Origin of the sequence: Paracoccus solventivorans, assembly GCF_900142875.1 — a bacterium.
Lineage (GTDB): Bacteria > Pseudomonadota > Alphaproteobacteria > Rhodobacterales > Rhodobacteraceae > Paracoccus > Paracoccus solventivorans.
This window is the reverse complement of record NZ_FRCK01000002.1, coordinates 369,779-381,461: the sequence shown is the minus strand read 5'-3', so window position 1 is coordinate 381,461 and position 11,683 is coordinate 369,779. Positions and strand designations below refer to the sequence as shown.

At 68.2% G+C, this 11,683-nt stretch carries 7 protein-coding genes; 5 read left to right on the top strand and 2 right to left on the bottom strand.

Going from position 1 to position 11,683, the window contains the following annotated elements:
* Window positions 1-266: 266 nt before the first annotated feature.
* From BUB57_RS05060 to cls, 4 genes are all read left to right on the top strand, one after another.
* Window positions 267-956: a TetR family transcriptional regulator gene (locus BUB57_RS05060; RefSeq protein ID WP_073063115.1), complete on the top strand. Its 690-nt coding sequence runs from the start codon at window positions 267-269 to the stop codon at window positions 954-956.
* Between the two features lie 86 nt (window positions 957-1,042).
* Window positions 1,043-2,344, top strand: a complete 1,302-nt coding sequence (locus BUB57_RS05055; protein WP_073063110.1) for an efflux RND transporter periplasmic adaptor subunit — start codon at window positions 1,043-1,045, stop codon at window positions 2,342-2,344.
* Window positions 2,345-2,347: 3 nt separating this feature from the next.
* Window positions 2,348-5,509 carry an efflux RND transporter permease subunit gene (locus BUB57_RS05050; protein ID WP_073063107.1) on the top strand — a complete coding sequence of 1,054 codons (3,162 nt, stop codon included), beginning with the start codon at window positions 2,348-2,350 and terminating at the stop codon, window positions 5,507-5,509.
* 235 nt (window positions 5,510-5,744) lie between these two features.
* Window positions 5,745-7,199, top strand: a complete 1,455-nt coding sequence (gene cls, locus BUB57_RS05045) for a cardiolipin synthase (protein ID WP_073063698.1) — start codon at window positions 5,745-5,747, stop codon at window positions 7,197-7,199.
* Window positions 7,200-7,284: 85 nt separating this feature from the next.
* On the opposite strand, the gene BUB57_RS05040 is transcribed toward cls, so the two are convergent.
* Window positions 7,285-8,151 (bottom strand): NAD(P)-dependent oxidoreductase, encoded by an 867-nt coding sequence (locus BUB57_RS05040; RefSeq protein ID WP_073063104.1) that lies wholly within the window; start codon window positions 8,149-8,151, stop codon window positions 7,285-7,287.
* A 120-nt stretch (window positions 8,152-8,271) separates the two neighbouring features.
* Between BUB57_RS05040 and BUB57_RS05035 the strand changes: the two genes are divergently transcribed.
* Complete coding sequence (locus BUB57_RS05035) at window positions 8,272-10,731, top strand: penicillin acylase family protein (protein WP_073063099.1); 2,460 nt, start codon at window positions 8,272-8,274, stop codon at window positions 10,729-10,731.
* Here BUB57_RS05035 and BUB57_RS16480 read toward each other — a convergent pair whose 3' ends face one another.
* Entirely contained in the window at window positions 10,732-11,613 is an 882-nt protein-coding gene (locus BUB57_RS16480; protein WP_143159618.1) for a hypothetical protein, read from the bottom strand.
* Between the last annotated feature and the right edge of the window lie 70 nt (window positions 11,614-11,683).

The following is an 11,683-nucleotide window of genomic DNA, read 5'->3' as shown; positions in this document are numbered from 1 at the left end:
CAGAACGGTCAGCGCAGGCCCAGCATCGAAAGGATGAACAGCACGACGACGACCAGCCCGACGATGTAGATGATGGAGTTCATTGCAGAAGTTTCCTTTGTCCCTGGGGCTGTCCTGTGGGCCAACGGCCGCGCCCCGGGCCGAGTTCCGTTGCGGCACCGGGGAATATGCCCATGGTTCGGCGGCGGTTTCCAGCCCGGGCGGGGTTTACATACATTCGTGAATGTTGGTAAGGGCGGCGGGCACAAATCCAGGCCCGACCCCATATGCGCCGCCGCAAGGACGATTCAGAACAGACCCGCAATGCGATCCTCGACGCCGCCGAACAGGCGTTCTGCGAACGGGGCTACGCTGCCACCACGCTCGAGATGATCTCGCGCGCGGCGGGGGTGACGCGAGGGGCGTTCTACTGGCATTTCAAGGACAAGGCCGAGCTGCTGACGGCGCTGCACGCCCGCATCCTGCTGCCGCAGGAACAGTTCCTGGCCGCGGCCGCCGATGCGGGCGGGCCCTGCGATCCGCTGGACCAGCTGCTGCACGCCGGGCTCGAGGCGCTGCGCGACTTCGAGGTGAACGAGAGCCGGCAGCGGATGTTCCGCATCATGTCCGACCTGGGGATCGGCCCGGCCGGGCGGGCGGCGCTGTCGCGGCTCGAATGCGAACTGTGGAGCCTGATGCTGCGGGTGATGCAGCGGGCGCGCGACGAGGGCTCGCTGCACCCCGATTTCACCCCGCACGAGGCGGCGGTGATGGTCCATGTCACCTTTCTTGGGCTGCTGGGCGAATGGCTGCGGTCGGACCAGGGGTTCCCGCTGGCCGGCTACGGCGAAAAGCTGGTGCGCCGCCAGTTCGCGGCGCTGCGCGCGGATGGCAGCGGCCGGGCGGATGCCGGCGGCGCCGGTCCCCGCGACCCGCCGGCCGTCCCCGTCCCCGAGTCGGAGGTTTTGGCGGATTGACAACCAGGCCCGAAACCCGTCGAAAAAACCCAGCCGGGACCGCCGCGAATCCCGAACCCCCACCTGATCACCGAAAGCTGCCCCCGATGCCTCGCACCCCGATTCTCTTGTCTCTTGGCCTCGCCGCCGCGCTGGTGCTGGGCCCGGTCCCAGCCGCGCGGGCGCAGGAGGACGGCCCGCCGCCGACCCCGGTCACGGTGATCGAGGCCCAGCCCACCGACTACACCGTTACCGCAAGGCTGCCGGGGCGGATCAAGGCCTCGACCGTCTCCGAGGTGCGCCCGCAGGTCGCCGGCATCATCCGCGAGCGCCTGTTCGAGGAAGGCACGGTGATCGAGGCGGGGCAGCCGCTCTACCAGATCGAATCCGACACCTATGCGGCGGCGGTCGCGGCGGCGCAGGCGGCGGTGGCGCAGGCGCAGGCGAATTACGACCTGGCCATCCGCGAGGCCGAGCGCGCCCAGGAGCTGTTCGAGAGCAATACCGGCTCGGGCCAGCGGCTGGACAGCGCCGTCGCCGCCCGCGACGCCGCCGATGCGGCGCTGCAGCTGGCCAAGGCGCAGCTGCAATCGGCCGAGATCGACCTGGACCGCACCACGATCCGCGCGGCCATCTCGGGCGTGATCGGATTTTCGCAGGTCAGCACCGGCGCGCTGGTCGCCGCGCAGCAGGCCAACCCGCTGGCGACGATCCGGGCGCTGGACCCGGTGCATGTCGACGTGACGCAATCGGCCAACGACCTGCTGCGCTGGCAGCAGACCCAACACGCCACCACCCCGGAACACCGCCAGGCGACGCTGATCCTGCCGACCGGCGAGCATTATCCGCTGCGCGGCGAGCTGCGCGCCGCCGAGCCGCAGGTCGAGCCGACCACCGGCATGATCACGCTGCGCATCTCGTTCCCCAACCCCCAGCACCTGCTGCTGCCGGGGCTTTACGTCGAGGTGATCCTGCCGCAGGCCGAGGAAAAGGACGTCTACCTGGTCCCGCAATCGGCGGTGATGCGCGACACCCAGGGCACGCCGCACGCCTGGGTGGTCGAGAACGACACCGTGGCGGTGCGCACGCTCGAGGTGCTGACCTCGGACGGCAGCAACTGGGTGGTGACGGCCGGGCTGGAGCCCGGGGACCGGATCATCACCTCGGGCTTCCAGAAGACCGGGCCGGGCGCCCCGATCACCGTTATTCCCGGCCAGCAGCCTACGCCCGCCGCCGGGGCTGCACCCGATGCGGCCCCCGCCGATGCTGCCTCCGACGCTGCGCCGGATGCCGCGGCGGAAGCGGGTGCGGAAGCGGGTGACGCTGTGAACGCCGAGGCGCCGGAAGCGGGTGCGGACGCGGGTGACGCCGCCGATGCTGCCGACACCGCCGCGCCGCAGGGGAACTGACCCATGGCCCGTTTCTTCATCGACCGCCCGATCTTCGCCTGGGTGATCGCGATCATCATCATGGGGCTGGGCACGCTGTCGGTGCTGCGGCTGCCGATCTCGCAATATCCGACCATCGCCGGGCCGTCGGTCGTCATCAACACCGTCTATCCCGGCGCCTCGGCCGAGACCGTGGCCGACACCGTGGTCCAGCTGATCGAGCGCGAGATGACCGGGCTGGACGGGCTGCGCTACATCAACTCGACCACCACCTCGACCGGCGGCGCGACGATCACCCTGACCTTCGAGATGGGCACCGACGCCGACATCGCGCAGGTGCAGGTGCAGAACAAGCTGGCCCGGGCGCAGGCGATCCTGCCCGAACCGGTGGTCCGCCAGGGCGTGGCGGTGTCGAAATCCGCCACCGGCTTCCTGATGGTGGTCGGGCTGATTTCCAGCGACGGCGCGCGCACCGCGGTGGACCTGGCGGACTATCTCAACTCGTTCATGGTCGAGCCGATCTCGCGGATCGAGGGCGTGGGCAAGGTGCAGGTGTTCGGGTCGGAATACTCGATGCGCATCTGGCTGGACCCGACGCGGCTGAAATACTACGACCTCTCGCCCGCGCAGGTGGTGGCGGCGATCCGGGCGCAGAACGCCCAGATCTCGGCCGGCGCCTTTGGCGCCATGCCGGCGCCTCCCGGCCAGCAGCTGAACGCCACCATCACCGCGCAATCGCTGCTGCGCACCCCCGAAGATTTCGAGCGCATCGTGCTGCGCGCCGACACCGACGGCGGGCTGGTGCTGCTGCGCGACGTGGCACGGGCCGAGCTGGGGTCGGAAAACTACGAGATCGCCGGCACCTACAACGGGTTGCCGTCCTCGGGGATGGCAATCCAGCTGGCCTCGGGGGCCAATGCGCTGGACACCTCGAAGCTGGTCAAGGACAAGCTGGACGAGCTGGCGCAGTTCCTGCCCGCAGGGATGGAATACGTCATCCCCTATGACACCACGCCCTTCGTGCTGATCTCGATCGAGGCGGTGGTCAAGACGCTGATCGAGGCGATGGCGCTGGTCTTTCTCGTCATGCTGATCTTCCTGCACAACTTCCGCGCCACGCTGATTCCGACGCTGGCGGTGCCGGTGGTGATCCTGGGCACCTTCGGGATCATGGCGGCGCTGGGGTTCACCATCAACACGCTGACCATGCTGGCGATGGTGCTGGCCATCGGCCTGCTGGTCGACGACGCCATCGTGGTGGTCGAGAACGTCGAGCGGATCATGCGCGACGAGGGGTTGGGCCCGCTCGAGGCCACCCGCAAGTCGATGGACGAGATCTCGGGCGCGCTGGTCGGCATCGGGCTGGTGATCTCGGCCGTGTTCGTGCCGATGGCCTTCTACGGCGGCTCGACCGGTGAGATGTACAAGCAGTTCGCCGTCACCATCGTTTCAGCCATGCTGCTGTCGGTGGTGGTGGCGCTGGTGTTCACGCCGGCGCTGTGCGCCACCATGCTGAAGCCCCACGCCCATTCCCATGCGCACGCGCCGCGCCAGGGGCTGCTGGGCCGGCTCGGCTCGGGCTTCGGCAACTGGTTCGAGCGCAACTTCACCCACGTGACCCATGGCTATGTGGCGATCGTGCGGGCGACCACGGCGCGGCCGTTCCGCATGATCCTGGTCTATCTGCTGATCGTGGGCGGGATGGTGGTGCTTTATCAGCGCACCCCCACCGCCTTCCTGCCCGACGAGGATCAGGGCGCGCTCATGGTGATCGTGCAGGGCCCGACCGGCACCACCGCCGAGGCGACCGAGGCGGTGATGGCCCGGGTGTCCGAGTATTTCACCACCGCCGAGGCGGGCAACGTGGAATCGGTGTTCGCCGTGCGCGGGTTCTCGTTCGCGGGGCAGGGGCAGAACATGGGGATGATGTTCGTGCGGCTGACCGACTGGTCCGAACGCCCCGAGCCCGACCAGTCTGCCGCCGCCATCGCCGGGCGCGCCTTCGGCCCGCTGATGGGCGGCATCCGCGAGGCGCTGGTGATCCCGATCGTGCCCCCGGCGGTGCTGGAACTGGGCAACGCCAGCGGGTTTTCCGCCTATCTCTCGGCCGCTGCCGGCCAGAGCCACGAAGAGCTGCTGGCCGCGCGCAACCAGCTGCTGGGCATGGCCAGCCAAAGCCCGGTGCTGACCGCGGTGCGCCCGAACGGGGTCGAGGACGCCTCGCAGTTCAAGCTGAACATCGACTGGGCCAAGGCCGGCGCGGTGGGCGTGACGGCGACCGATGTCGGCTCGTTCCTGGCGACGATCTGGTCGGGCACCTATGTCAACGACTTCCTGTACAACGGCCGCATCAAGCGGGTGTATGTGCAGGGCGAGCCCTGGGCCCGCACCGCGCCGCGCGATCTGGAGCTGTGGCGGCTGCAGAACGGCAATGGCGAGTTCGTCGATTTCTCGACCTTTGCCACCCAGGACTGGGTGTTCGGGCCGCAGCAGGTGACGCGCTACAACGCGCTGCCCGCGATGGCGATCGAGGGCCAGCCCGCACCCGGCTATTCCTCGGGCGACGCGCTGGCCGAGATCGAGGCGCTGGCCGCACAGCTGCCGCCCGGCTTCAACCTGCAATGGAGCGGCCTCTCGCTCGAGGAAAAAGAGGCCGGGGCCGGGGCGCTGACGCTTTACGCGCTGGCGCTGGCGACGGTGTTCCTGTGCCTGGCCGCGCTTTACGAAAGCTGGACCATCCCCATCGCGGTGCTGCTGTCGATGCCGGTCGGCATCCTCGGCGCGCTGATCGGCGCCTGGGTCGGCGGGCAGGCGAACGGGGTCTATTTCCAGGTCGGGCTGCTGACCGTGGTCGGGCTGACCGGCAAGAACGGCATCATGATCGTGGCCTTTGCCCGCGAACGCATGGAGGGGATGGGCGAATCCGCCCTGACCGCCGTGCGCGAGGCCGCCCGCCTGCGGTTCCGCCCGATCCTGATGACCTCGCTGGCCTTCGGGCTGGGGGTGCTGCCGCTGGTGCTGTCCTCGGGGGCCGGGGCGGGGGCGCGCCACGCCATCGGCTACGCCACCTTCTTCGGCACCGTCACTGGCACCCTGCTGACGCTGCTGTTCGTGCCGGTGTTCTTCGTGATGGTGACGCGGCTGTTCCGCCCCCGCCGCAAGGACCCCGCGCCGCAACCGGCCTGACCTGACCGGCACCATGATTTGCAAAGGCCCCGCCCCCACCGGACGGGGCCTTTTGCCGTTCTGCCCCCCGCTCCTGCTTTGCCGCCCCTGCTTTCATCGTGGAGGAAATATCCCGCGGGATCGTCGTATACGACGATGGGGGCGCGCAGCCCCCGGCGGCGCCGCCCGAACCGCGTCTGGCCCTTTCCCCCCGCCCGCGCCATGATGCGCCCAACCACGAACACCAGGGGACATGATGCCGGCGCCGATCCTGACCGCCCTATCGCTTGGATTTGCCGCCTATCTCGTCGTCATCGGCGTCTACATCATCGCCGAGAACCGCCGCCCCAGCGCCACCCTGGCGTGGATGCTGCTGTTCGCGCTGCTGCCCGGGGTGGGGGTGGTGCTCTACCTGCTGTTCGGACGCCAGCACCAGAACTTCGGCCTGACCGGCAAGCTGATGCGGCAGGAACTGGACGCGCGGCTGGCGCCGCTGATCGCCGGGCTTGAACCCGAACACCGCGAGGCGCTGGCAAGGATGGAGGCCGAGGACGGCTCGGCCGCCTCGCTGTCCGAGCTGGTGCGCAACACCACCCGCTCGACCGTGACCACCCGCAACCGGATCGAGCTGCTGCAGGACGCGCCCAACGCCTATCCGCGGCTGATCGAGGATCTGCGCGGGGCCACCCACTCGATCCACCTGCAGTATTTCAGCTGGAATGCCGATGATTTCGGCGAAGAGCTGAAGGCGATCCTGACCGAAAAGGCGGCGCAGGGGGTGGCGGTGCGCATCCTCTACGACCCGGTGGGCTCGATCTTCATGCTGCGCCGGGGCTATATCCGCCAGATGCGGGCGGGCGGGGTGCGGTTCGAGCCGTTCTCGAAACTGTGGCGGGTGCACACGATTTCCTATCGCAACCACCGCAAGATCGCGGTGATCGACGGGCGGGTCGGCCATACCGGCGGGCTGAACATCGGGGGTGAGCATCTGCACCCGCCGCGCGGCTTCCGGCTGTGGCGCGACACCAATATCCGCATGACCGGATCGTCGGTGGCGCTGCTGCAGGCGGTGTTCGCGGTCGACTGGCGCAACGCCACCGGCGAGGACCTGTTCCAGCCCGACCATTTCCCGCCCACCCCCGCGGAGTTGCAGGACGCGCGGCTGCCGGTGCAGCTGACGCTGTCGGGGCCGGACTCGGAATGGCAGGCGATAAGGCAGCTGTATTTCGCGATGATCGTGGGGGCGCGGGAACGGGTCTATCTGCAATCGCCGTTCTTCATCCTCGACACCAGCATCGCCGAGGCGCTCAAGGCGGCGGCGCTGTCGGGGGTGGATGTGCGGGTGATGATCAGCGAACGCGGGGCCCGGCAATATGTGCCCTACTGGGCGGCGAACACCTATATGCGGGAAATCGCCGCCTCGGGGGCGCAGGTGCTGCTGTATCAGCCGGGCTATCTGCACGCCAAGACGGTGATCGCCGACGGGCGGGTCTGCTCCATCGGCTCGGCCAACATCGACATCCGCAGCTTCGGCATCAATTACGAGCTGAACGCGGTGATCTATGACGAGGCGTTCTCGCAGCGGCTGGAACGGGATTTCCTGCGCGACATGCAGGACTGCCGCGAGTTCACCGTCGAGGGCTACCGCGCCCGTAACCCGCTGCTGCGGTTCCGCGATTCGCTGGCGCGGCTGTTTTCGCCGCTGATGTAGCGGGGAAAGGGGGCTTTGCCCCCGCCGGCCTTGCGGCCGGCCCCCCAGGATATTTTCATGATGAAGAAGCGGCGCGCAGGGTCTGTCAGCCCTTGAGCCGGGCGAGCAGGGACGAGGTGTCCCAGCGGCCGCCGCCCATCAGCTGCACGTCCTTGTAGAACTGGTCGACCAGCGCGGTGACCGGCAGGGCGGCGCCGATCTCATCGCCGGCCTTCAGGCAGATCCCCAGGTCCTTGCGCATCCAGTCCACCGCAAATCCGAAGTCATAGCGCCCCTCGGCCATGGTGGCGTGGCGGTTCTGCATCTGCCAGCTGCCGGCGGCGCCCTGGCTGATCACCTCGACCAGCTCGGGGATCGAAAGTCCGGCGCGCTGCGCGAAGTTCAGCGATTCGGCCAGCCCCTGCACCAGCCCGGCGATGGCGATCTGGTTGCACATCTTCGCCAACTGCCCCGCGCCGCTGTCGCCCATGCGCCGGCAGATGCGCGCATAGGCGGCGATCAGCGGCTCGGCGGCGTCATAATCTGCCTGCGCCCCGCCGCACATCACCGACAGCTGCCCGTTTTCCGCGCCCGCCTGCCCGCCGGACACCGGCGCATCCACGAAACCGATGCCAAGCTCGCGCGCCGCCGCCGACAGCTCCCGCGTGACCTCGGCCGACACCGTGGTGTGATCGACGAAGATCGCCCCCGGGGCCATGCCGGCAAAGGCGCCGTCCGGGCCCAGGCACACTGCGCGCAGGTCGTCGTCGTTGCCCACGCAGGCCATGACGAACCGCGCGCCCTGCGCCGCCTCTCGCGGGGTGGCGGCGTGTCGGCCGGGATGGCGGCCGGTCCAGTCCAGCGCCCGTGCCGCCGTGCGGTTGTAGACCGTGACCTCGTGTCCCTTGGCGGCCAGATGCCCCGCCATCGGGAATCCCATCACGCCCAGCCCCAGAAACGCCACCTGCGCCATTGCATCCTCCTGTCCGGGCCGCGTTGAAAACCGGCGGCCGCTGCCCTATCAGCCTGTCACATTCCATTGCCCTCTGGCCCCGTCAACCGGGGCCGCCCGTTTTCAAGGACGCCGCCGCCCATGCTTTCGCTGTTTCGCTGGCTGGTCCGGCTGACCATCGGCCTGATCGCGGTCCTTGTCGGCGCGCTGGCGCTGGCGTGGTATTTCGCCGTCCGCTCGCTGCCCGACTATGACGCCGAGCTGGCGCTGGCGGGGGTCGAGCAGCCGGTCGAGATCGTGCGCACGACCGAGAACATCCCCCATATCCTCGCCTCGACCGACCGCGACGCGTTCTTTGCGCTGGGGTTCGCCCATGCGCAGGACCGGCTGTTCCAGATGGTGGTGCTGCGCCGCGCCGCGCAGGGCCGGCTGGCCGAGATGTTCGGCGAACGCGCCTTTGCCGCCGACGATCTGGCGCGGCGGCTGGGGCTGTGGCGCCATGCGCAGGACTCGCTGGCCGCGCAGGACCCGGCGACGCAGACGGCACTGCAGGCCTATGCCGACGGGGTGAACGCCTGGGTCGAGCAGGTGAATCAAGGCGCCCTGGGCCGCGGCGCGCCCGAGTTCTTCCTGCTGCCCGGCGACATCGCCTATTGGCAGCCGGCGGATTCGCTGGCGATCCTCAAGCTGGTCGCCGCCGGCGCCTCGCGTCAGGTCGCGGCCGAGGTGACGCGGGCGCGGGTCTCTCTGGCCGCGCCCGAACGGGGGGGCGATCTGGTCCGCGCCGCCGGCGAAGCGCCGCTGCCCCCCTATGCGGCGCTGTTCGGAGAGGGCGCGCGCTTTGCCCCCGTGCCCGAGGCCGCGGCCGAGGACTGGTTCGCGGGGCTGGTCGGCTATATCCGCGTCGGCCGCGGCAGCTCTGCCAACGGCTTTGCCGCCGGCGCCAGCCGCACCGCCGCCGGCGCGCCGCTGCTGGCCAACGACCCGCAGGTGGCGCTGACCGCGCCCTCGCTGTGGTATCTGGCGCGGATGGATTTGCGCGCGGGCAGCGTGATCGGCGGCACCATCCCCGGAATCCCGGCGGTGCTGACCGGGCGCAACCAGAGCCTCGCCTGGGGGCTGACTCCGGCCTGGGTGGACGATCAGGACATCGTGATGGAGGAGGTCCAGCCCGGCGCCCCCGACCGCTATCTGGCCGATGGCGGCTGGCGCGAGTTCACCACGCGGCACGAGGTGATCCGCATCCACGGCGCGGAGGACCGCCGCATCACCCTGCGCGAAACCGAATCCGGGCCGGTGATCCCGCCCGCGCATCTGGGGCTGCTGGCGGTGACCCCGGGCGGCTATGTCCCGGCGCTGCGCTGGACCGGGCTGTCCGGGCAGGACACCACGCTCAGCGCGCTGATCGCGCTGATGCAGGCGCCCGACCGCGCCGGCGCCGCGCAGGCCGCGCGCGGCATCGTCGCCCCGGCGGTGCAGGTGACGCTGGCCGACGCCGAGGGCGTGGCGCAGGTCCTGGCGGGGGAAATCCCCCGCCGCCCGCCCGAGCATCCCACCGCCGGGCGGATGCCCGCGCCCGGCCGCGACCCGGCGGTGCGCTGGCTCGAGCCGGTGGCGCCGGACGATCCGCTGCGGATGACCGAGCCCGCGCAGGGCATGGTCGCCGCGACCGGGGCCGAGGCGACCGGGGCCAGCGCTCTGGCCCTTGGCCATGACCGCGACGAGCCGCTGCGGCTGCTGCGGCTGTCGCGGCTGCTGGCCTCGCGCGAGATCCATTCCCGCGACAGCTTCATCGACGCGCAGCTGGATACGGTCAGCCCGGCGGCGCGGGCGCTGCTGCCGCTGGTCGGCGCCGACCTGTGGTTCACCGGCGAGGCCGCCGCCCCCGGCACCCCCGAACGCCAGCGCCAGGACGCGCTGGCGCTGCTGGCGGAATGGGACGGCAACATGGGCGAGCACCTGCCCGAGCCGCTGATCTATTCCGCCTGGATGCAGCAGCTGCAGCTGCGGCTGATCCATGACGAGCTGGGGGCCCTGGCGGCAGAGGTCTCGGCCGAGCTGCGTCCCGCCTTCATCGACCGGGTGTTCCGGGACACCGGCGGCGCCGCGGTCTGGTGCGACGTGGTGCAGTCGGCCCCGGTTGAGGACTGCACCACCATCGCCCGGCAGGCGCTGGACGCGGCGCTGGTCGAGCTGAGCGCGCGGTTCGGCCCCGACGTGGAAAGCTGGCGCTGGGGCGACGCCCATGTCGCGCGCCACGAACACCCGGCGCTGGGGCGGATGCCGCTGATCGGCTGGGTGGTCAGCCTGGTGCAATCCACCTCGGGCGACGGCTCGAGCCTGGCCCGGGCGCCGGTGATGGGGCAGGGCGCCAACCCCTGGGCCGCGGTCGGCGGCGCCGGCTATCGCGGCGTCTACGATCTCGCCGACCCCGACAGCTCGGTCTTCGTCATCGCCACCGGCCAGTCCGGCCACCCGCTGTCACGCCACTACGACGACCTGTCGGAACGCTGGCGGCGCGGCGAATACGTGACGATGTCGCTGGACCCGACCCTGGCCCGCGCCGGCGCCCGCGGGGTGACGGTGCTGCGGCCGGATTGATCAGATGCAATTTTCCGATGCTTTGAGCTGCGGTATGCAGCGAAATATTGGAACAAGACTGGCTAGTTCTGCATTGGTGCGAGCTTTGTATGTAGTCATTTTCGGATTCTTGTCATGCATTTTTTTATGTGCTAAAATCGATACTAGCCCTGCAGCATCAATAATGTCATTGTGGACTAAGATTTCGAGTTGGCGCGTAGTTAAGTCTATTCTTGCGGCTCGTTGTCCATCTGGAAGTTGCCAAACCAGTCGGTTAACGCTTAGTTCGATATATCCACTGGATATTTCAACGTCCTCGTCCTGTAGCATGGAAAGGAATTTTCCAAGTGGAGAATCATGCCTCACGCCGATAAATGATGCAAGAATAACATCAATAGCTTCGCGGAGACTTTTTGTTTCTTTCTTTTCTGCATAGATTCGCTCGCCCGTACCTTTTCCCAAATACCAGACGGCTGGCGACATGGTCTTCTGATAGTCGACCCAGGTGCTTTGCCAGTTGTCAAGCGAAGCTTTTGCTGAAATTGGATCAGTTTGTGAAAGGGTTGAAATGATACGGTCTAACTTGGACTGAATAAGAAAGCCTTGTGGGTCGAGAATGGGACCCACGACTGCTGACTGGTCTTGTATGTGGAATATCCATATGTTTCCGTTTGAAACAACTCCCATTTCCCCGCTGGTCAAATAAGGAGTTATGAATCCTGGATTGAGGATGCGGGAATATTTTTTTGCCTCTATCATCCATACCGGCTGATCGTCATTGATCAGTGCGATATCCACGGATAGGCGACGATTTGGTCCGTTTGGGCGAAAGTATTCGAAGTAAGGTTCAAGTCCGCTGATGGTGCAGGCCTCGTCAACGATGGGAGTGATGAGTCTATACATAGCCCACCTCTCCGCAGGCTGGGGCTTGAATTGCCTTTTGGTCCAGTGACTCACAGGTCTGCCCTTGCAG